The following is a 19,820-nucleotide window of genomic DNA, read 5'->3' as shown; positions in this document are numbered from 1 at the left end:
TTCACTTCAAACACTTGACTCGCTTCGATCTCTCGTAGCGGGAGGCGAATTCTACAGCGTTACAACCTGCTGTCAACCACCTTTTCACCGCTGCCGATCTTTCGATCGAAGCACCTCTAGCTTGACTTGAAACGTCCAACTCGTTGATATTCAAGGAGTTTTTCGTTCCTGCTACGCTGGAAGTGGGGCGAAGTATAAAGACTTCTGGAAACCCGTCAAGCGCTATTCGCAATAAATCTGTCACATCGGTCAAAAACGCTGAAAAACAAAAGAGGGAGGCCTTGCGGCCTCCCTCCTTTCAGCCCGCCCTCAAAGGCTTGGGAATGCGAACTGCGATGCTTCATGGCTGGCGCGCTGCGGCCAACGCTGGGTGATCGCCTTGCGCCGGGTATAGAAGCGCACGCCATCCGGGCCGTAGGCATGCAGGTCGCCAAACAGCGAGCGCTTCCAGCCACCGAAGCTGTGATAGGCCACCGGCACCGGCAACGGAACGTTGACCCCCACCATGCCCACTTCGATCTCGTCGCAGAACAGACGCGCCGCTTCCCCATCACGGGTGAAGATGCAGGTGCCGTTGCCGTATTCATGATCGTTGATCAACTGCATGGCCTGCTCGAGGCTATTCACCCGTACCACGCACAGCACCGGGCCGAAGATCTCTTCCTTATAGATACGCATCTCGGGGCTGACCCGATCGAACAGCGTACCGCCCACGAAGTAACCTTGCTCATGCCCCGCAACACTGTAGCCGCGGCCGTCCACCACCAATTCGGCACCGGCAGCCAGGCCGTCATCGATATAGCCAACCACCTTGTCGCGCGCAGCCGCAGTCACCAGCGGCCCCATGTCCAGGCCGCAACTGGTACCGGCACCGATCTTCAGCGCCTTGATCTGCGGCACCAGCTTGGCCACCAGTGCATCGGCTACCTGGTCACCCACGCACACCGCTACCGAGATTGCCATGCAGCGTTCACCGCACGAACCGTACGCCGCGCCCATCAGTGCGCTGACCGCGTTGTCCAGGTCGGCATCGGGCATCAGCACCGCGTGGTTCTTCGCACCACCCAGCGCCTGCACACGCTTGCCACGACGAGTGCCCTCGGCATAGATGTACTCGGCAATCGGCGTGGAGCCCACAAAGCTCAGCGCCTTGACCTCTGGGGCTTCGATCAGCGCGTCCACCGCCACCTTGTCGCCATGCACCACGTTCAGCACGCCCTTGGGCAAGCCGGCTTCCAGCAACAGCTGGGCAATGAACAGCGACGAGCTCGGATCGCGCTCGGACGGTTTGAGAATGAAGCAGTTGCCACAGGCAATCGCCAGCGGGTACATCCACAGCGGCACCATGGCCGGGAAGTTGAACGGGGTGATCCCCGCAACGATGCCCAGCGGCTGGAAGTCGGACCATGCATCGATGTTCGGGCCCACGTTGCGGCTGTATTCGCCTTTGAGCACTTCGGGGGCAGCGCAGGCGAACTCGACGTTCTCGATACCGCGCTTGAGTTCACCCGCCGCATCCTCGAGGGTCTTGCCATGCTCTTCGCTGATCATCTGCGCAATGCGCGACTCGTTCTGCTCAAGCAGTTGCTTGAAGCGAAACATCACCTGGGCCCGCTTGGCCGGCGGGGTATTGCGCCAGGCCGGGAATGCCGACTTGGCCGAATCGATGGCCTGCTGCACGGTTTCCCGGCTGGCCAGCGCCACCTTGCGTACCGCCTGGCCGGTGGACGGGTTGAACACATCGGCGGTGCGCTCACCGCTGGAAACCATTTCACCGTGGATCAGATGCTGAACAATGCTCATGCAGAACTCCAGAAAGGGGGTTCAGGCGCGGCACCGCGCGCCTGCTTATATAAAGAGAAGGATCAGCCGACCTGGTTGATCGCTTCGCCCACCGCATCGAACAGGCGATCCAGTTCTTGCGGGGTGGTGTTGAAAGTCGGGCCGAACTGCAGGGTGTCGCCGCCGTAGCGAACATAGAAGCCGGCGTTCCACAGCTTCATGGCGATCTCGAACGGACGCACGATGGCATCCCCGTCCCGCGCGGCAATCTGGATGGCACCGGCCAGGCCGTAGTTGCGAATGTCGACGATGTTCTTCGCGCCCTTGACTCCGTGCAGCACACGTTCGAAATGCGGTGCCAGGTCGGCAGCCGACTGCACCAGGTTCTCCTTCTCCAGCAGGTCGAGTGCAGCCAGGCCGGCAGCGCAGGCAACCGGGTGCGCGGAGTAGGTGTAGCCGTGCGGGAATTCGACCGCGTATTCCGGGGTCGGCTGGTTCATGAAGGTCTGGTAGATCTCGCTGCTGGCAATCACCGCGCCCATCGGGATGGCGCCGTTGGTAACCTGCTTGGCGATACACATCAGGTCGGGCGTCACACCAAAGGCGTCGGCACCGAACATGGTACCCATACGGCCAAAACCGGTGATCACTTCGTCGAAGATCAGCAGAATGTTGTGCTGGTCGCAGATCTCGCGCAGGCGCTTGAGGTAGCCCTTGGGCGGTGGCAGTACACCGGCGGAGCCGGCCAGCGGCTCGACGATCAGTGCCGCGATGTTCGACGCATCGTGCAGCTCGATCAGCTTGAGCATCTCGTCGGCCAGGGCGATACCGCCCTCCTCCGGCATCCCCTTGCTGAATGCGTTGCCCGGCAGCAGGGTGTGCGGGATATGGTCCACATCCAGCAACTGGCCGAACATCTTGCGGTTGCCGTTGACGCCGCCCAGGCTGGTGCCGGCGATGTTCACGCCGTGGTAGCCACGGGCACGGCCGATCAGCTTGGTCTTGGTCGCCTGGCCTTTGAGGCGCCAGTAGGCACGCACCATCTTCAGCGCGGTATCGGCGCATTCGGAACCGGAGTTGGTATAGAAGACGTGGTTCAGGTTGCCCGGGGTCAGGTCGGTGATCTTCTCGGCCAGCTGGAACGACAGCGGGTGGCCGAACTGGAAGGCCGGCGAATAATCCAGCACACCCAGCTGACGCGACACCGCTTCCTGAATCTGCTTGCGGGTATGCCCGGCGCCGCAGGTCCACAGCCCCGACAGCGCATCATAGATCTTGCGCCCCTTGTCATCCGTCAGGTAGCTGCCTTCGGCGGCGACGATCAGGCGCGGGTCGCGCTGAAAGTTGCGGTTGGCGGTATAGGGCATCCAGTGCGCATCCAGCTTGAGCTGGCTGGCAAGGCCGAGGGGAGCGTTTTCAGGCAGATTCATGGGACAAACCTCGCAAGGCAATGAGCAACATGAGGGAGGCAAACGTTGTTGCAGCTAAGTTGTCACGGGGATAAAGTCTGAAAAAGCCTACTTTTCTAATCTTCAGTTAGCTGGACACTAAACTATGAGCCGTCGCCCGGAGCCGCTTGCGCAGGTCAGTGATTTCGACATCCGTCTGTTGAAAATCTACCGCAGCGTGGTGGAATGCGGCGGCTTCTCCGCAGCCGAGAACGTGCTGGGCATCGGCCGCTCGGCCATCAGCCAGCAGATGAGCGACCTGGAGCAACGCCTGGGCCTGCGCCTGTGTCAGCGCGGCCGTGCCGGGTTCTCGCTGACCGAAGAGGGCCGCGAGGTGTACCAGAGCGCCCTGCAACTGCTCGGCGCGCTGGAAAGCTTTCGCACCGAGGTCAACGGCCTGCACCAGCACTTGCGCGGCGAGCTGAACATCGGCCTCACCGACAACCTGGTGACCCTGCCGCACATGCGCATCACCCATGCCCTGGCGCAGCTCAAGGACCGGGGGCCGGAGGTACGCATTCAGATCCGCATGATCGCTCCCAGCCAGGTCGAACAGGGCGTGCTCGACGGCAGCCTGCACGTCGGCGTGGTCCCCCAGACCAGCCCGCTGTCGGGGCTCGAGTACCAGCCACTGTACAGTGAGCGCTCACTGCTCTATTGCGCGGTCGGGCACCCGCTGTTCTATGCCGATGACCGCCAGCTGGACGACGACCGCCTCAACAGCCAGGACGCGATCGCCCCCACCTTCCGCCTGCCGGCCGAGATCCAGGCCCAGTATCAGGACCTGCACTGCACCGCCAGCGCCTCGGACCGCGAAGGCATGGCGTTCCTGATTCTTACCGGGCGCTACATCGGCTACCTGCCCGACCACTACGCCAACGCCTGGGTACAGCAGGGGCGCCTGCGCGCCCTCAAACCCGACGAACGCTTCTATGACCTGAGCCTGTGCTGGGTTACCCGCAAGGGACGGCGCCCGCACCTGGTGCTCGAGAGCTTCCTGGACAGCCTGGCGGCCACCCGCTGATGCGGTTTATCGGCTTTTTCGCCGATGAGCGCTTGCCCGCCTGCCACGGCTGGGTTATCAGTGCATGTGCCACACTACCCCGCTCTGTCCGGAATCGCCCATGACCTTCGAAGTCCCCGCACACCGCCTCCAGGCTGCCAGGCCTGCCGGCCGTATCCGCCAGAAGAACGAGCAGGCCATCATCCAGGCTGCCGAAGACGAGTTCGCCCGTCACGGCTTCAAGGGCACCAGCATGAACACCATCGCGCTGAACGCCGGGCTGCCCAAGGCCAACCTGCACTATTACTTCACCAACAAGCTGGGCCTGTACGTGGCGGTGCTGAGCAACATCATCGAGTTGTGGGACAGCACCTTCAACACCCTGAGTGCCGACGACGACCCGGCCGAGGCGCTGAGCCGCTACATTCGCGCCAAGATGGAATTCTCGCGGCGCAACCCGCAGGCCTCGCGGATCTTCGCCATGGAGATCATCAGCGGCGGCCAGTGCCTGACCGACTACTTCAGCCAGGACTACCGCGACTGGTTCAAGGGCCGGGCCGCCGTGTTCGAAAGCTGGATGAATGCCGGCAAGATGGACCGCCTCGACCCGGTCCACCTGATCTTCCTGCTCTGGGGCAGCACCCAGCACTATGCCGACTTCTCCACACAGATCTGCCAGGTTACCGGCCGCAGCCGCCTGACCAAGCAGGACATGGAAGACGCCAGCAACAACCTTATCCACATCATCCTCAAAGGCTGTGGCCTGACCCCACCGAACTGAACCCTGCTTATGCCTTTTACCCTGTTGGACACTTGCGAGTTTCGCGAAGAGATCCGCAAGAGCCGCTTCATCACCCTGGCCGGCCCCATCAGCAGCCCGGCCGAGGCCCAGGCCTTCATCGAACGGCACAGCGACCTGGCCGCCACCCACAACTGCTGGGCCTGGAAACTGGGGGCGCAGTACCGCAGCAGCGACGACGGCGAACCCGGCGGTACGGCCGGGCGCCCGATCCTGGCGGCCATCGAGGCGCAGGACTGCGACCAGGTAGTGGTGCTGGTGATTCGCTGGTACGGCGGCATTCAGCTGGGCACCGGTGGACTGGCCCGGGCCTATGGCGGTGGCGCCAACAAGTGCCTGCAACAGGCCGAAAAGCGCCTGCTGGTAAGCCGTGTCGAGCTGCACTGCAGTTGCGCATTCAGCGAACTGGCCCTGCTCAAGCTACGCGTCGCCGAAGCCGACGGCCTGGTGATGGACGAGCAGTTCACCGCCAACGGTGTCGACCTGTTGCTGGCGCTTGGCGAGGAGCAGATCGAACCGGTGCAACGACAACTGGCCGACCTGAGCCGCGGGCGCATTCTGCTCGAACGGCGCTGACACTTGCCCACATCCACTGTGGGCCCGGCTGTGGATAACCTCTTAGCACTCGGCTGCAGCCCTTCTGGATCAAGGCTCGCAGAGAAACGATCATATTTTGATCAAGATTTGATGACAGGCCATCAAGCGGCGTCGAATCAGTGACTTATCCCCAGCCAGGTGCCCTCGAGGGCCGGCTCCATGGCCACAAAACTGTGCCTGGCGCTTGCACACAAATACTGTGGAGCAAGCTGTGGATAAACCGTGAGCGCCTGCGCCAAAGGCCTGCCGGCCAATGCTCCGCGCCGATTGATCATTTTATGAGCAGCCTCCAGGCCGTGCTACGCTGCGTATCCTCTGCCCACCTGTACGGAGTTATCCCATGACCGCCCCCAAAACCGCACTGATCATTGGTGCATCCCGTGGCCTGGGCCTTGGCCTTGTTCAGCGCCTGCGCGAGCAGGGCTGGAACGTGACCGCCACCGTTCGGGACCCTGCCAGGGCCCCTGCGCTGGCCGCGGTGCCCGGCGTACAGGTCGAGACCCTGGAAATGAACAGCACCGATCAGCTCGATGCACTGCAGGCGCGCCTCAAGGGTCAGACCTTCGACCTGCTGTTCGTCAATGCGGGGGTCAAGGGCCCTGATGACCAGAACCCGGAGCAGGTACAACTGGCGGATATCGGCGAACTGTTCATGACCAACAGCGTCGCGCCGATTCGCGTGGCGCAGCGCTTGAGCCGGCAGCTCAACGACAAGGGTGGGGTGATCGCCTTCATGAGCTCGGTGCTGGGCAGCGTGAGCATCCCCGACGCGCCCGACCTGGCCCTGTACAAGGCCAGCAAGGCGGCGCTCAATTCCATGATCAACAGCTTCGTCGTGCAACTGGGCGACACCGGCCTGACCGTGCTGGCCATGCACCCGGGCTGGGTCCAGACCGACATGGGCGGCGAAGGCGCTGAAATCGACGTGCCTACCAGCACGGGCGGGATGGTTGAACAGGTCACCCTCAACAGCGGCAAGGGTGGCCTGCATTTCATCAACTACAAGGGCGAAAAACTGATCTGGTGATCAGACGCGCGGTGGGTGTAGACTCGGCCCTTCGCCCACCGCGGCGGACCTGGATCAGCAGACAGGGCAACACTGAGCTGGCTAACCTGAACCCACTTTCAGAGGAGCCGGCACCATGCCTGCGACCCGTATCTGGTTGAAAAACCCGCTTGCCATCTTTACCGCCAACACCCTCGACGCCCGTGGCGGCCTGGTGCTCGAAGGCGGCATCATCCGCGAAGTCCTCGGCCTCGGCCAAACCCCCACCACACCTTGCCAGCAGACCTTCGATGCCCGTGAGCACGTGGTACTGCCAGGCCTGATCAACACCCACCACCACTTCTACCAGACCCTTACCCGTGCCTGGGCTCCGGTGGTCAACCAGCCGCTGTTCCCCTGGCTCAAGACGCTGTACCCGGTGTGGGCCCGGCTCACCCCGGCCAAGCTGGAGCTGGCGACCCAGGTAGCCCTGGCCGAACTGCTGCTGTCGGGCTGCACCACCGCTGCCGACCACCACTACCTGTTCCCCGACGGCCTGGAAAACGCCATCGACGTACAAGTGGAGAGTGTGCGCAAACTCGGCATGCGCGCCATGCTCACCCGCGGTTCCATGAGCCTGGGCGAAGCCGATGGTGGCCTGCCACCGCAGCAGACGGTGCAGCAGGGCGAGGTGATCCTGGCCGACAGCCAACGACTTATCCACAGCTACCACGAGCGTGACGCGGGCGCGCAGATCCAGATCGCCCTGGCCCCCTGCTCACCGTTCTCGGTCACGCCCGAAATCATGCGCGCCAGCGCGACCCTGGCCCAAGAGCTGGACGTGCGCCTGCACACGCACCTGGCCGAAACCCTCGACGAGGAGGACTTCTGCCTGCAGCGCTTTGGCCTGCGTACCGTCGACTATCTGGACAGTGTCGGCTGGCTCGGCCCGCGCACCTGGCTGGCCCACGGCATCCACTTCAACCCCGACGAGATTGCCCGCCTGGGCGCTGCCGGCACCGGCATCTGCCATTGCCCCAGCTCCAACATGCGCCTGGCATCGGGCATCTGCCCCACCGTGGAACTGACCGACGCGGGTGCGCCAGTGGGCCTGGGTGTGGATGGCTCGGCCTCCAACGATGCGTCCAACATGATCCTCGAAACCCGCCAGGCCCTGTACCTGCAGCGCCTGCGCTACGGTGCCGAGGCCATCACCCCCGAGCGCGTGCTGGGCTGGGCCACACGAGGTTCGGCGCAACTGCTGGGGCGCGACGACATCGGCGAGCTGGCCGTGGGCAAGCAGGCCGACCTGGCCCTGTTCAAGCTGGATGAACTGCGTTTTTCCGGCAGCCATGATCCGCTCTCGGCCCTGCTGCTGTGCGGTGCCGACCGGGCCGATCGAGTGATGGTCGGCGGCCGGTGGCGAGTGATCGATGGCCAGATCGAAGGGCTGGACGTGAAGGGCCTGATCGCCGATCACCGCCAGGCCGCCGCGCAACTGATCGCCGGCTAGGCAGCTACAGGCCCAGCAGCGCCAGCATGATGAACGTGGCGAACAGCACGAAGTGGGTCATGCCCTCGATCGCGTTGGTTTCGCCATCGTTCAGGTTGATGGCGCTGACGATCAGCGTGATGAAGATCATCACCGTCTGCACCGGGGTCATGGCCATCTGGAACGGCTGACCGGTGTACAGGGCCATGGCCTCCATCAGCGGCACGGTGAGGATCACCGTCGACAGCGAGGCCCCCAGGGCGATGTTGACCACCGATTGCATGCGGTTGGCCAGCGCCGCGCGCAATGCGGTGAGAATCTCGGGCGCGGCAGAGATGGCCGCTACCACGATTGCCGTCAGTACCGGCGGTGCTCCGCTGCCCTCCAGGCCATAGTCCAGGGTCTTGGACATGACTTCGGCCAGCAGGCCGATCACCACCACCCCCGAAATCAGAATCGCGATCGATCGCGCCTTGTGGCCGCCCGGCGTCCCTGCCACCGGGTCGCGGCGTTTCTTCTGCGGGTAGCTGTAGCTGAAAAAGTAGCTGTGCGGCCCCACCTGCATGCGCAGAAACAGCGTATACAGCACCACCATCGCGCCGATGGTGAAGGCCGAATACAGATGCCACTGGGCTTCGGGGATGAACTCGGGCACCACCATCGATACGCCCATCGCGGTCATGATCATCACGCTGTAGGTGCGTGCCGAATCGTCGTTGTAGCTCTGCTCGCCGTGCTTGAGCCCGCCCATCAACGCGGCCAGGCCCAGGATCCCGTTGATATCGAGCATCACCGCCGAGTAGATGGTATCGCGCACCAGCGTCGGCGAAGCCTCATTGCTCATCATGATGGCCAGGATCACCACCTCCACCAAGACCGCCGACAGGGTCAGGATCATGGTGCCGTAGGGGTCGCCGACCTTTTCCGCCAGCAGCTCGGCATGCTGTGCAACCCGCATCGAGGCGCACACGATCGCCCCCACCAGCGCGAACCCGGCCAACAACGCCACGCCATGGCCATGCCCCAGCAACAGCGGCTCCAATGGCCAGGCCAGCAGGGCGGTCACCACGGCCAGCAGCAAGAGCTTTTCCTGGGTCAGTAGCTTGAGCATCGGTGGCCTTGAACAGAAGGGGTGTGGCTAGAGACTGTAGCTGCTGTGGAAGGTTTCCTGCTGCCGGACCATCCGGCCAGGTTTCGCGCCGCCCCTCGTCAACCGCTGTAGAATGGCGCGCAACCGCACCTTGATGAGAACACGCTATGTACGACTGGCTTAACGCGCTGCCCAAGGCAGAATTGCACCTGCACCTGGAGGGATCGCTCGAGCCCGAACTGCTGTTCGCTCTGGCCGAACGCAATGGCATCGCCCTGCCCTGGAGCGATGTGGAGGCCCTGCGCGCGGCCTATGCGTTCAACAACCTGCAGGAGTTCCTCGACCTGTACTACCAGGGCGCCGACGTGCTGCGCACCGAGCAGGACTTCTACGATCTGACCTGGGCCTACCTGCTGCGCTGCAAGGCACAGAACGTGGTCCACACCGAACCGTTCTTCGACCCCCAGACCCATACCGACCGGGGCATCTCGTTCGAGGTGGTACTGGCCGGCATCAGCGCAGCCCTCAAGGATGGCCAGCGCAAGCTGGGCATCAGCAGTGGCCTGATCCTGAGCTTCCTGCGCCACCTGAGCGAAGACGAGGCCCACGCCACCCTCGATCAGGCCCTGCCCTTTCGCGATGCCTTCATCGCCGTGGGGCTGGACAGCTCGGAGCAAGGCCACCCGCCCAGCAAGTTCCAGCGCGTGTTCGACCGCGCCCGTAGCGAAGGCTTCCTGACCGTCGCGCACGCCGGCGAGGAAGGCCCGCCCGAGTACATCTGGGAAGCCCTGGACCTGCTCAAGATCCAGCGTATCGACCACGGCGTGCGCGCCATCGAGGACGAGCGCCTGATGCAGCGCATCATCGACGAACAGATCCCGCTGACCGTCTGCCCTCTGTCCAACGCCAAGCTGTGCGTGTTCGACCACATGCGCGAACACAACATCCTCGAGATGCTTGAGCGTGGCGTGAAGGTCACGGTGAACTCGGACGACCCAGCCTATTTCGGTGGCTACGTGACCGAGAACTTCCATGCCCTGCATACCCACCTCGGCATGACCCAGGACCAGGCCAGGCGTCTGGCGCAGAACAGCCTGGATGCGCGCCTGCTCAAGCCCTGACCTCTGCGCGGGCAGGTCGACCCATCATCGGTGGGTCGGCCTTGCCCGCCATCTGCGGCTACTCCCCCACCGCCAACGGCATGGGCGACTGTGCAATCAGCGGGATTTCACGCAAACCGGCGGGGGTGACGTGCAAGGCGCGCGAGTCACCGTTCATGCGCACCCAGCCCGACTGCACGAAAAGCCTGAGCAGGCTGCTGCCCAGGGCCCCGCCCAGGTGCGGGCGCTGCTCGCTCCACTCGCTGCAGCAACTGCACGCGCTGCAGGCTCTGCCCTCGCGCAGTGCCAATGCCTCGACGAAGATGCCAAAGTCGGCAAAGTGCAGGCGCCCCAGCGAGCTGACCTCCAACTGGCGGTCGCAGAGCTCCAGCCACTTGGCCTCCTGCAAGCGCTGGTAAAGGTCGGCCGCCAGCTCACCGCCCAGGTGGTCACGGCACAAGCGTGCGCGGCGCATCGCCAGCGGGATCCCCGGCGCCTCCCGGCTGACACGCACGCCCTGACGAAAATGCTCGCGCACCGGCACACTGGCCAGCGCCTCCACAGCGGCGCCCACCTCCGGGGCTGCCAGCCGAAAATACCGTTTGCGCCCGCGCGCCTCTATCTTCAGCAACCCCCCTGCCAGCAGGCGCCCAAGGTGAGCGCAGGTGGAAGAAGGTGTCAGGCCGGTCATCCTGGCCAACTCGTCGGAGGGGCGGGCCAGACCGTCGATCAAGGCCCACAGCATGGCGCTGCGCTTGGGGTCAGCCAACAGGCTGGCGATCACACTGATACTTGCTACAGGTTTCATATCTGCACTCCCTGCGGATTCCGAAGACGTAACTTGCCCGCCCCTGCAATGGAAACGTCTCTTGCTGGTAACGACTGCGGGGGCAAGTATATGCCGGCCTGTAAGCACTTAAACGGCCTCTATCTCCGGCAAAATTGCCCGTTTTGGGCAACCATGTGGCCTTCTGCAAAGGTCACTTTCGGGTGGCGGGCCTTCCGCCCCTGGCACCACAGCCGCATGGGGGCGGCTTTCCCTGCAGAGCGAGGGTTGCGCTCAAGGGCCGATGAGCGCGCAACGCCCTACATCCAAGGTAAACAAGTCACTCAACCTAAAATGAAATGTATGACCCTGATCCAGCGCCCGACAGCCGGCCCTGCCTAGCCGGTCATCGCCAGCAGCGGCTCCAGCAGGTGCCGGCATCTGGCCTTGAGTTCGTCGCGCAGCAACTGCACCGGCTTGCCGAGCTGCGCCCGGTGGGTGCACAGCAGATTCAGCGGCGCAGCTTCACCCCGCACCCCGGGCAGCAGCACTTCGAGGCGCCCGGCCTTCACATCGGCTGCCACATCCAGCCAGGACTTGTAGGCAATGCCCACACCTGCCACGGCCCAGCGCCGTACCACGTCGGCGTCGTCGCAAAAGCGGTCGCCACGCACCAGCACCGTCTGTGTCGCGGCCCCGTCACTGAAGCGCCACTGGTCATGCACACGACCACCCAACTGGTACAGCAGGCAGTTGTGCTCGGCCAGCTTTGCAACCGTCGCCGGTTGGCCATGGCGCGCCAGATAATCAGGTGCGGCGCACAGCACCCGGCGGTTGTCGGGGCACAGGGGCAACGCCACCAGGCTCGAGTCTTCGGGGGTGCCGTAGCGCAGCGCCACATCCACCGGCTGGCGAAACAGGTCGGCATTGCGATCGCCCAGCAGCAGGCGCACGTTCAGCAATGGGTGCGCCTGCTGCAACTGGTCCAACCAGGGCAACAGCACATTGCGTCCGAAATCCGACGGTGCCGACAACTGCAGCACGCCGCTCACCTCGGCCTGGCCCTGAGCCAACGCCCGCCGTCCCTCCTCGAGGCTGGCCAAGGCTACCCGGGCGTGGTTGAGGAACCCCTCGCCTTCAGCGGTCAGGCGCAGACTGCGCGTCGAACGGGCCAGCAGGCGCACCTTCAATTGCGCCTCAAGGCGCTTGAGCGCTGCGCTCGCCACTGCCGGCGAAAGGTCCAGCTGGCGCGCAGCGGCCGACAGGCTGCCCAGTTCCGCGGCGCGCACGAACAGTTGCAGATCATCGGTACGCAGCACTTGTCGGCCTCATTATCAAAAAAAAATTGAAAGTATCTGCCGTTTTATCGGGTTTTAACCCCAAGTGAAAGCACTGATGATGGCGGCACTCCCCCCCCTCAAGGACCTCTTCATGAAAGCCATTGCCTACTATCAATCGTTGCCGATTGCCGACCCCGCCGCGCTGCAGGACATCGAGCTGCCCGCCCCGCAGCCTGGCCCGCGCGACCTGCTGGTGCAGGTGCACGCCATCTCGGTCAACCCGGTCGACACCAAGGTGCGCCAGAACGTGCAACCCGAGGCCGGCGTGGCCAAGGTGCTGGGGTGGGACGTTGCCGGTGTGGTCAAGGCGGTGGGCAGCGAGGTCAGCCTGTTCCAGCCTGGCGACAAGGTCTACTACGCAGGCTCCATCGCCCGCGCCGGGGGCAACAGCGAGCTGCACGTGGTCGACGAGCGCATCGTCGGGCACATGCCCCGAACCCTGGGTTTCGCCGAAGCCGCCGCATTGCCGCTGACCGCCATTACCGCCTGGGAGCTGCTGTTCGAACGCCTGCAGATCGCCGAAGGCAAGGCCGACCTGGGCCAGAGCCTGCTGATCGTCGGTGGCGCCGGCGGCGTCGGCTCGATCCTGACTCAACTGGCCAGCCAACTGACCGGGCTCAAGGTCATCGCCAGCGCTTCACGCCCCGAAACCCAGGCCTGGGTAAGGGAGCTGGGCGCCGATGTGGTAGTCGATCACCGTCAGCCCCTGGCCCAGGCCCTGAAGGCGCAGGGTATCGATAGCGTTACCCACGTTGCCAGCCTGACGCAGACCGACCAGCACCTGGACCAGCTGGTCGAGGCACTCGCCCCGCAGGGCAAGCTGGCGCTGATCGACGACCCCAAGCAGTTGGACGTGACCAAGCTCAAGCGCAAGAGCCTGTCGCTGCACTGGGAATTCATGTACACCCGCTCGCTGTTCGAAACCGCCGACATGCAGGCGCAGCACACGCTGCTCAACCGCGTGGCCGAGCTGATCGACGCAGGCACCCTCAAGACCACCCTGGGCGAGCATTTCGGCCCGATCAATGCAGCCAACCTGCGCCGGGCCCATGCGCTGCTCGAAAGCGGTGCAGCCAAGGGCAAGATCGTGCTGGAAGGGTTCTGAGCCCCTCCGGGCCCCGGCATGACCGTCAGTCAGTACACTGACGCCGGTCATGCCGGGGCCCGGTCGCGGCGCTACAATGCTGCTGCATTTACCCAACCACACAGGTAGGCAGCGATGAAGATTATCGTCAGTGCATCAGCCCGCAAACCCGGGTGCCCGTGGCAGGTTCAGCTCGACCAGCATGTGGTCAGCTTTCGCAGCGAGGCCGAGGCTCGCGCCTTTGTCGACACCCTGCAACAACGCTTGCGGGCCCCGCACCCGCTCAAGCAGGTCGGCTGAGCTGCAGGCGTCGGGTCAACATAGCCACGCCCACCGCCGCCGCACCGCACAGGCTGATGACCAGCGCCATCGGCAGCGCGCTGCCGTCATGCAGCACTCCCACCAGGGCAGCCGCACCCGCCGCCACGCTGAACTGCACGCACCCCAGCAACGCCGAGGCACTGCCGGCGCGGGCACCCTGCCCGCTCATGGCGCAGGCCGAGGCGTTGGGGATGATGCAGCCAAGGCTGGCAATGCACACGAACAGCGGCACCAGCAACGGCCACAGCGCCTGCGTATGCAGCGCGCTGATTCCCAGCAGCACCAGCCCGGCCGCCAGGTATACCCACACCGTGCGGGCCAGCAAAAAGGCAGGCCCACGCTTGGCCAGCAATCGCGCATTCACCTGCGCCACCAGGATGAAGCCCGCCGCATTGCTGCCGAACAGCCAGCCGTAATGTTCGGCCGGTACGCCATAAAGCTTGATGAACACGAAGGGCGACCCGGCGATATAGGCGAACATGCCGGCAATCGCGATGCCGCCGGTCAGTGCATGCCCCATGAACACGCGGTCCTTGAGCAGGCGCCCGTATTGGCGCAACGCCCCCGACAGCGGCTGGCGTGGTTGGTTGGAAGGCAGGCTCTCCGGCAGGCCCAGGGCAACAGCCAGCGTACAGCCGGCGCTGAACAGGGTGAGCACGAGGAAGATCGACTGCCAGCCATACAGGTTGACCAGCACCCCGCCCAGCATCGGGGCAAGGATCGGCGCCAGGCCCATCACCAGCATCAGTTGCGAGAACACCTTGGCCGAAGCCACTGCATCACACTTGTCGCTGACGATGGCCCGCGACAGCACCATGCCTGCGCAACCACCCAGGGCCTGTACAAAACGCGCGGCGATCAGGGCGTCCAGGCTCGGTGCAAAGGCACAGGCCAGCGACGCCAGGGTAAACAGGGTCACCCCGACCAGCAGCGGAATGCGTCGACCGAAGCGGTCGGCCACCGGGCCATAGGCCAGCTGCCCCAGCGACAGGCCCAGGAAATAGGCCGCCAGGGTGGTCTGGATGTGTTTTTCGTCGGTCGCAAAGGCCAGGGCCATTGCCGGGAAGCCGGGCAAGTAGAAATCGATCGCCAACGGCCCGAACGCACTGAGTGCGCCGAGGATCAGGATGGTGCGCAGGTTCATCGGGAATCCATAGCAGGCTAAGCAAGTGCCTTAGTCTAACCGGGCTGCCATGGATAAGCCGCGAATCTTTTGCCGAATTCGCTGGCACGTGCGCCCCTTGTTGGAGCCGGCCTTGCCGGGGATCGAGCGCGCAGCGCTCGCACACCGGAATGCACAGTGCAGCAGACACACCGCCCATGCAGGGTCGGTAGCCGCTTCGCGCCGGTTCGCCAGCAAGGCTGGCTCCTACAGGCGAAGCGGCTACCGGCTTGTTCAGGCCACAAGCTCGGCCTTGTAACCCTCATCGACAATCGCCTGCACGATCTGCGGCGCCTGCAGCGAACTGTCGACGCGCACCTGCTTGCTGGCCAGGTCCACCTCTACGATGGCCTGTGCATCCTGGCTCTGTACCGCACGGGTCACGGCCTTCACACAGTGGCCACAGGTCATGCCTTGAACAGTGAATACTTGCATGGGAACTACCTCCTTGGGATTTGAGCGCAGTCTCAAGCTTGCCATCGGGGCAAGGTCAAGTGCATGCCGAACTGGAAATCCGCGCCAAGCTCGGCCAAGCTGCGCCCTTGTCGAACGATCAGCAGGAGATTCATTCATGGGCAGGGCAGCATTGGGCCTTATCGGTTTGCTCGGGTTGTGCAGCATCGTGCCCCTGGCCAGCGCCGAAGGGCCGTCGGACTACAGCGTGTTGATCATTTCCCGCGAGCGTCTGGAGGTCGCCACGTCCTGCGAGATCGGCATCTATCTCAACGACCAGCTGTCGGCGCGACTGTTCCAGGAACACTCCACCTCGTTCAACCTGCCGGGCGGCCCGGTGAACGTGCGCCTGCGCCTGCTTCCCGGGCAGGCACCGGGCTGCAACAACGGCATCGAGAACCAGCGCAGCACGCGAATCAACGTACTGGCGGGCCAGGTCAACAAGTACCGCATCGTCATGGACAACAATGGCCTCAGCCTGAAGAAGGCCGCTCTGGGCTATTGACCTTGCCAATGGGGTAAGGTTGATGCTTGGCGCCTGTCCAAGGAGGAGAGCCCCATGTCCGCATCAACCACCTTCGATCTGCCGATTCAAGGCATGACCTGCGCCAGCTGCGCCGGTCGTGTCGAGCGCGCCCTGCGCAAAGTCGCCGGCGCCGAACACGTCAGCGTCAACCTCGCCACCGAACACGCCCGGGTGCAAGCCCCTGCTGACGCCCTGCCGGCACTGGTCGACGCCGTCAGCCAGGCCGGTTACAGCGTGCCCGCCCAGAGCCTCGAACTGCAGATTGGCGGCATGACCTGCGCCAGCTGTGCCGGGCGCGTGGAGCGGGCCTTGAACAAGGTGCCCGGCGTACAGCGGGTCAGCGTCAACCTGGCCAACGAGCGCGCGCACATCGAGCTGCTGGGGCAGGTCGACAGCGCGCTGCTGATCGACGCGGTGACCCAGGCAGGTTACACGGCCAGCCTGCCGCAAGCGGGCAAGGCCGACCAGGCCGACGCCGAGCGACGCCTGCGCAAGGAGCGCTGGTCGGTCGGCCTGGCCATACTGCTGGCCATGCCGCTGGTGCTGCCGATGCTGCTGCAGCCCTTCGGCATCCACTGGATGCTGCCGGCTTGGGCACAGTTCGTACTGGCCACCCCCGTGCAGTTCATCCTGGGTGCACGCTTCTATGTCGCGGCCTGGAAGGCGGTACGCGCCGGGGCCGGCAACATGGACCTGCTGGTAGCCCTGGGCACCAGCGCCGGTTACGGCCTGAGCCTGTACGAATGGGCGCGGGCCACCGCAGGCAGCATGCCGCACCTGTATTTCGAAGCCTCGGCGGTGGTCATCGCCCTGGTGCTGCTGGGCAAGTACCTGGAAAGCCGCGCCAAGCGCCAGACCGCCAGTGCCATCCGCGCCCTCGAAGCTCTGCGCCCTGAGCGCGCCCTGCAGGTGATCGACGGCCAGGAGCGGGACGTACCCATCAGCGCCCTGCGCCTGCATGACCTGGTACGCGTGCTGCCCGGCGAACGCTTCCCGGTGGACGGTGAGGTGATCGAGGGCCAGAGCCATGCCGACGAAGCCCTGATCAGCGGCGAAAGCCTGCCCGTGCCCAAGCAGCCGGGCGACCGCGTGACCGGCGGCGCCATCAACGGCGAAGGCCGCCTGCTGGTAAGTGTGCTGGCCCTGGGTACTGAAACCGTGCTGGCGCGCATCATCCGCCTGGTCGAAGACGCCCAGGCCGCCAAGGCCCCCATCCAGAAACTGGTCGACCGGGTCAGCCAGGTGTTCGTGCCAGCCGTGCTGGTGCTGGCCCTGGCAACCCTGGTCGGCTGGTGGCTGGCCGGCGCGCCAATCGAAACCGCGCTGATCAATGCCGTGGCCGTGCTGGTCATCGCCTGCCCCTGTGCTCTGGGCCTGGCCACACCCACCGCGATCATGGCCGGTACCGGCGTGGCCGCGCGCCACGGCATCCTGATCAAGGACGCCGAAGCGCTGGAGCGTGCCCATGCTGTCAACCGCGTGGTGTTCGACAAGACCGGCACCCTCACTTCCGGCAGCCCGCGCATCGTTCACAGCAAGGCCCAGGACATCGAGGCAGGCGAACTGCTGCAACTGGCCGGCGCCCTGCAACGCGGCAGCGAACACCCGCTGGCCAAGGCGGTACTGGATGCCTGCCAGGAGCAGGGCCTGACCGTACCCGACATCGACGACAGCCAATCGCTGACCGGCCGCGGCATCGCCGGCCACCTCAATGGCCGCGACCTGGCCCTGGGCAACCGTCGCCTGCTGGAAGAAAGCGGCCTGCAACCGGGTGAACTCGCCACCAGCGCCCAGGCCTGGGAGGCCGAGGGGCGCACCTTGTCGTGGCTGATCGAGCGCGGTGCGCAACCACGGGTGCTGGGCCTGTTCGCCTTCGGCGACAGCCTCAAGCCTGGCGCAGACGCCGCCGTACGCCAGCTGAGCCAACAGGGCATCAGCAGCCACCTGCTGACCGGCGACAACCGCGGTAGCGCCAAGGTGGTGGCCCAGGCCCTTGGCATCAATGACGTGTACGCCGAGGTGCTGCCGGCCGACAAGGCCGCCACTGTTCTCGAACTGAAGAAATCGGGTGTGGTAGCGATGGTGGGTGACGGCATCAACGACGCGCCGGCCCTGGCCGCCGCCGACATCGGCATCGCCATGGGTGGCGGCACCGATGTGGCCATGCAGGCCGCCGGCATCACCCTGATGCGCGGCGACCCGCGCCTGGTACCGGCCGCCCTGGAGATCAGCCGCAAGACCTACGCCAAGATCCGCCAGAACCTGTTCTGGGCCTTCATCTATAACCTGATCGGTATTCCGCTGGCGGCCTTCGGCCTGCTCAACCCGGTGCTGGCCGGTGCGGCCATGGCCCTGTCGAGCGTCAGCGTGGTCAGCAACGCCTTGCTGCTCAAAACCTGGAAACCGCAAACGCCGCCAAAGGACGATGCCCCATGAACATCGGACAAGCCGCCAAACGTACCGGCCTGAGCGCCAAGATGATCCGCTACTACGAGTCCATCGGCCTGCTCAAGCCGGCCTCGCGCAGCGACAGTGGCTACCGCCTCTACCAGCAGGACGACCTGCACGCGCTGGCATTCATCAAGCGCTCGCGAGACCTGGGGTTTTCATTGGAGGAAGTGGCCAAACTGCTGACCTTGTGGCAGGACCGCCAGCGCGCCAGCGCCGACGTGAAAGCCCTGGCCAACGAGCATATCGCCGACCTGAACCGGCGCATCGACGAGCTGGTGAGCCTGCGCGATACGCTGAGCGAGCTGGTCGCCCACTGCCAGGGGGACGATCGCCCCGACTGCCCGATCCTCAAGGACCTGGCAGCCGGCAGCTGCTGTCACTAGCGCGTTACTGCATCCACGGCGGTGGCGGTTCCTCGGCCTTGGCCGGGCCGTTCTCCGCCTCGGCGCGTGCAGCCTGCCGGCGCGCCTCGTCCAGGCGTGCCGCTTCGATCTCGCGCATCACCCCGTCGACATCGGCGCTGTGCTCGTCCTCCGCGAACTGCCCGCTCAGCGGGCTTTCCGGAGTCAGCTCGCCGGCCTCGTACAACGCCCACATTTCCTTGGCGTAGCGGGTGGCCTTGAGCTCCGGGGCAAACTGGCCGAAGTACCCTGCCATATTCCCCACATCGCGCTCGAGCATGCTGAACGCATGGTTGTTGCCGGCCGCATCCACCGCCTGGGGCAGGTCGATGATCACCGGGCCGTCAGGGCCGAGCAGCACGTTGAATTCCGACAGGTCGCCATGCACCAGGCCGGTGCACAGCATCAGCACGATCTGGCGGATCACGAAGTCGTGGTACTCGCGGGCCTGATCGGCCTCCAGGTGCACGTCGTTCAGGCGTGGCGCCGCATCGCCATGGGCATCGGACACCAGCTCCATCAACAGCACGCCATCGAGAAAATCGAACGGCTTGGGTACCCGCACGCCGGCACTGGCCAGGCGAAACAGGGCTGCCACCTCGGCATTCTGCCAGGCCTCCTCGGCCTCTTTGCGCCCATACTTGGAGCCCTTGGCCATGGCCCGCGCCTGGCGGCTGTTGCGCACCTTGCGGCCCTCCTGGTATTCGGCGGCCTGACGGAAGCTGCGCTTGTTGGCCTCTTTGTAGACCTTGGCGCAGCGCAGCTCGGTACCGCACCGCACCACGTACACCGCGGCTTCCTTGCCACTCATCAGGGGTCGGATGACTTCATCGACCAGCCCGTCTTCTATCAGTGGTTCTATGCGTTTTGGAGTCTTCATCGGCTTTTGTTCTGGGTCCTGTTTTGCCAAACACACGGGTATCACGGGTTGCCGGCCATCGTCTCACAGCCATGAGCCAGATGCGCGCTCACGATACAACAAGGCCCTCAAAGGAAGTGGACCCGATAATGTCCAAATAA

The 19,820-nt window shown here is 64.6% G+C and carries 19 protein-coding genes; 11 read left to right on the top strand and 8 right to left on the bottom strand.

What is annotated here, in order from left to right; all coding sequences use genetic code 11:
• Positions 1-309 precede the first annotated feature (309 nt).
• Both NJH59_RS24625 and NJH59_RS24620 read right to left on the bottom strand, forming a co-directional pair.
• Positions 310-1,803, bottom strand: a complete 1,494-nt coding sequence (locus NJH59_RS24625; RefSeq protein WP_043860970.1) for a CoA-acylating methylmalonate-semialdehyde dehydrogenase — start codon at positions 1,801-1,803, stop codon at positions 310-312.
• A gap of 62 nt (positions 1,804-1,865) precedes the next feature.
• Positions 1,866-3,212 (bottom strand): aspartate aminotransferase family protein, encoded by a 1,347-nt coding sequence (locus NJH59_RS24620; RefSeq protein WP_253087423.1) that lies wholly within the window; start codon positions 3,210-3,212, stop codon positions 1,866-1,868.
• 124 nt (positions 3,213-3,336) lie between these two features.
• On the opposite strand from NJH59_RS24620, the gene NJH59_RS24615 reads away from it, so the two are divergent.
• From NJH59_RS24615 to NJH59_RS24595, 5 genes are all read left to right on the top strand, one after another.
• Positions 3,337-4,254 carry a LysR family transcriptional regulator gene (locus NJH59_RS24615; protein ID WP_043860968.1) on the top strand — a complete coding sequence of 306 codons (918 nt, stop codon included), beginning with the start codon at positions 3,337-3,339 and terminating at the stop codon, positions 4,252-4,254.
• 100 nt (positions 4,255-4,354) lie between these two features.
• Positions 4,355-5,014: a TetR/AcrR family transcriptional regulator gene (locus tag NJH59_RS24610; protein WP_043860967.1), complete on the top strand. Its 660-nt coding sequence runs from the start codon at positions 4,355-4,357 to the stop codon at positions 5,012-5,014.
• A 9-nt stretch (positions 5,015-5,023) separates the two neighbouring features.
• Positions 5,024-5,608, top strand: a complete 585-nt coding sequence (locus NJH59_RS24605; protein WP_043860966.1) for a YigZ family protein — start codon at positions 5,024-5,026, stop codon at positions 5,606-5,608.
• 361 nt (positions 5,609-5,969) lie between these two features.
• Positions 5,970-6,656, top strand: coding sequence for an SDR family oxidoreductase (locus tag NJH59_RS24600; protein ID WP_253087422.1), 687 nt, complete (start codon positions 5,970-5,972; stop codon positions 6,654-6,656).
• Positions 6,657-6,771: 115 nt separating this feature from the next.
• A complete protein-coding gene (locus NJH59_RS24595) occupies positions 6,772-8,127 on the top strand; it encodes an 8-oxoguanine deaminase (protein ID WP_253087421.1) in 1,356 nt (451 codons plus the stop codon).
• A gap of 4 nt (positions 8,128-8,131) precedes the next feature.
• On the opposite strand, the gene NJH59_RS24590 is transcribed toward NJH59_RS24595, so the two are convergent.
• Positions 8,132-9,217, bottom strand: coding sequence for a calcium:proton antiporter (locus tag NJH59_RS24590; protein ID WP_043860963.1), 1,086 nt, complete (start codon positions 9,215-9,217; stop codon positions 8,132-8,134).
• Between the two features lie 146 nt (positions 9,218-9,363).
• Between NJH59_RS24590 and NJH59_RS24585 the strand changes: the two genes are divergently transcribed.
• On the top strand, positions 9,364-10,317 hold the full coding sequence (locus NJH59_RS24585) for an adenosine deaminase (RefSeq protein WP_253087420.1): 954 nt from the start codon (positions 9,364-9,366) through the stop codon (positions 10,315-10,317).
• Between the two features lie 58 nt (positions 10,318-10,375).
• Here NJH59_RS24585 and NJH59_RS24580 read toward each other — a convergent pair whose 3' ends face one another.
• Together NJH59_RS24580 and NJH59_RS24575 are read right to left on the bottom strand one after the other, a co-directional pair.
• Positions 10,376-11,104: a helix-turn-helix transcriptional regulator gene (locus tag NJH59_RS24580; RefSeq protein WP_043860961.1), complete on the bottom strand. Its 729-nt coding sequence runs from the start codon at positions 11,102-11,104 to the stop codon at positions 10,376-10,378.
• 356 nt (positions 11,105-11,460) lie between these two features.
• The gene (locus NJH59_RS24575) at positions 11,461-12,381 is read right to left on the bottom strand and encodes a LysR family transcriptional regulator (RefSeq protein WP_229589687.1); all 921 of its coding nucleotides are present in this window, start codon (positions 12,379-12,381) and stop codon (positions 11,461-11,463) included.
• Between the two features lie 112 nt (positions 12,382-12,493).
• On the opposite strand from NJH59_RS24575, the gene NJH59_RS24570 reads away from it, so the two are divergent.
• Together NJH59_RS24570 and NJH59_RS24565 are read left to right on the top strand one after the other, a co-directional pair.
• Positions 12,494-13,507, top strand: coding sequence for a zinc-binding alcohol dehydrogenase family protein (locus tag NJH59_RS24570; protein ID WP_043860959.1), 1,014 nt, complete (start codon positions 12,494-12,496; stop codon positions 13,505-13,507).
• A 114-nt stretch (positions 13,508-13,621) separates the two neighbouring features.
• Complete coding sequence (locus NJH59_RS24565; protein ID WP_116052671.1) at positions 13,622-13,786, top strand: sensor domain-containing protein; 165 nt, start codon at positions 13,622-13,624, stop codon at positions 13,784-13,786.
• On the opposite strand, the gene NJH59_RS24560 is transcribed toward NJH59_RS24565, so the two are convergent.
• Positions 13,770-14,951 carry a multidrug effflux MFS transporter gene (locus NJH59_RS24560; RefSeq protein WP_054916633.1) on the bottom strand — a complete coding sequence of 394 codons (1,182 nt, stop codon included), beginning with the start codon at positions 14,949-14,951 and terminating at the stop codon, positions 13,770-13,772. The genes NJH59_RS24565 and NJH59_RS24560 overlap by 17 nt on opposite strands.
• 252 nt (positions 14,952-15,203) lie before the next feature.
• Positions 15,204-15,404 (bottom strand): heavy-metal-associated domain-containing protein, encoded by a 201-nt coding sequence (locus tag NJH59_RS24555; protein WP_043860957.1) that lies wholly within the window; start codon positions 15,402-15,404, stop codon positions 15,204-15,206.
• A gap of 136 nt (positions 15,405-15,540) precedes the next feature.
• On the opposite strand from NJH59_RS24555, the gene NJH59_RS24550 reads away from it, so the two are divergent.
• From NJH59_RS24550 to cueR, 3 genes are read left to right on the top strand one after another with little or no spacing between them, the layout of a single operon-like run.
• Complete coding sequence (locus NJH59_RS24550; protein ID WP_054916634.1) at positions 15,541-15,927, top strand: hypothetical protein; 387 nt, start codon at positions 15,541-15,543, stop codon at positions 15,925-15,927.
• A gap of 54 nt (positions 15,928-15,981) precedes the next feature.
• The gene (locus NJH59_RS24545) at positions 15,982-18,384 is read left to right on the top strand and encodes a heavy metal translocating P-type ATPase (RefSeq protein ID WP_253087419.1); all 2,403 of its coding nucleotides are present in this window, start codon (positions 15,982-15,984) and stop codon (positions 18,382-18,384) included.
• Entirely contained in the window at positions 18,381-18,782 is a 402-nt protein-coding gene (gene cueR / locus NJH59_RS24540; protein ID WP_043860954.1) for a Cu(I)-responsive transcriptional regulator, read from the top strand. The genes NJH59_RS24545 and cueR overlap by 4 nt, the downstream gene beginning before the upstream one ends.
• A gap of 4 nt (positions 18,783-18,786) precedes the next feature.
• On the opposite strand, the gene NJH59_RS24535 is transcribed toward cueR, so the two are convergent.
• A complete protein-coding gene (locus tag NJH59_RS24535; protein WP_043860953.1) occupies positions 18,787-19,680 on the bottom strand; it encodes a PA4780 family RIO1-like protein kinase in 894 nt (297 codons plus the stop codon).
• Between the last annotated feature and the right edge of the window lie 140 nt (positions 19,681-19,820).

This window comes from Pseudomonas sp. VE 267-6A (assembly GCF_024126555.1).
Lineage (GTDB): Bacteria > Pseudomonadota > Gammaproteobacteria > Pseudomonadales > Pseudomonadaceae > Aquipseudomonas > Aquipseudomonas palmensis.
The sequence above is the reverse complement of the archived record's forward strand: the minus strand, read 5'-3'. Positions and strand labels throughout refer to the sequence as shown.

Coding starts and splice junctions, on each gene's coding strand:
- NJH59_RS24625 (WP_043860970.1), bottom strand. CDS start 1,803: ATGAGCATTGTTCAGCATCTGATCCACGGTGAAATGGTTTCCAGCGGT.
- NJH59_RS24620 (WP_253087423.1), bottom strand. CDS start 3,212: ATGAATCTGCCTGAAAACGCTCCCCTCGGCCTTGCCAGCCAGCTCAAG.
- NJH59_RS24615 (WP_043860968.1), top strand. CDS start 3,337: ATGAGCCGTCGCCCGGAGCCGCTTGCGCAGGTCAGTGATTTCGACATC.
- NJH59_RS24610 (WP_043860967.1), top strand. CDS start 4,355: ATGACCTTCGAAGTCCCCGCACACCGCCTCCAGGCTGCCAGGCCTGCC.
- NJH59_RS24605 (WP_043860966.1), top strand. CDS start 5,024: ATGCCTTTTACCCTGTTGGACACTTGCGAGTTTCGCGAAGAGATCCGC.
- NJH59_RS24600 (WP_253087422.1), top strand. CDS start 5,970: ATGACCGCCCCCAAAACCGCACTGATCATTGGTGCATCCCGTGGCCTG.
- NJH59_RS24595 (WP_253087421.1), top strand. CDS start 6,772: ATGCCTGCGACCCGTATCTGGTTGAAAAACCCGCTTGCCATCTTTACC.
- NJH59_RS24590 (WP_043860963.1), bottom strand. CDS start 9,217: ATGCTCAAGCTACTGACCCAGGAAAAGCTCTTGCTGCTGGCCGTGGTG.
- NJH59_RS24585 (WP_253087420.1), top strand. CDS start 9,364: ATGTACGACTGGCTTAACGCGCTGCCCAAGGCAGAATTGCACCTGCAC.
- NJH59_RS24580 (WP_043860961.1), bottom strand. CDS start 11,104: ATGAAACCTGTAGCAAGTATCAGTGTGATCGCCAGCCTGTTGGCTGAC.
- NJH59_RS24570 (WP_043860959.1), top strand. CDS start 12,494: ATGAAAGCCATTGCCTACTATCAATCGTTGCCGATTGCCGACCCCGCC.
- NJH59_RS24565 (WP_116052671.1), top strand. CDS start 13,622: ATGAAGATTATCGTCAGTGCATCAGCCCGCAAACCCGGGTGCCCGTGG.
- NJH59_RS24560 (WP_054916633.1), bottom strand. CDS start 14,951: ATGAACCTGCGCACCATCCTGATCCTCGGCGCACTCAGTGCGTTCGGG.
- NJH59_RS24555 (WP_043860957.1), bottom strand. CDS start 15,404: ATGCAAGTATTCACTGTTCAAGGCATGACCTGTGGCCACTGTGTGAAG.
- NJH59_RS24550 (WP_054916634.1), top strand. CDS start 15,541: ATGGGCAGGGCAGCATTGGGCCTTATCGGTTTGCTCGGGTTGTGCAGC.
- NJH59_RS24545 (WP_253087419.1), top strand. CDS start 15,982: ATGTCCGCATCAACCACCTTCGATCTGCCGATTCAAGGCATGACCTGC.
- cueR (WP_043860954.1), top strand. CDS start 18,381: ATGAACATCGGACAAGCCGCCAAACGTACCGGCCTGAGCGCCAAGATG.
- NJH59_RS24535 (WP_043860953.1), bottom strand. CDS start 19,680: ATGAAGACTCCAAAACGCATAGAACCACTGATAGAAGACGGGCTGGTC.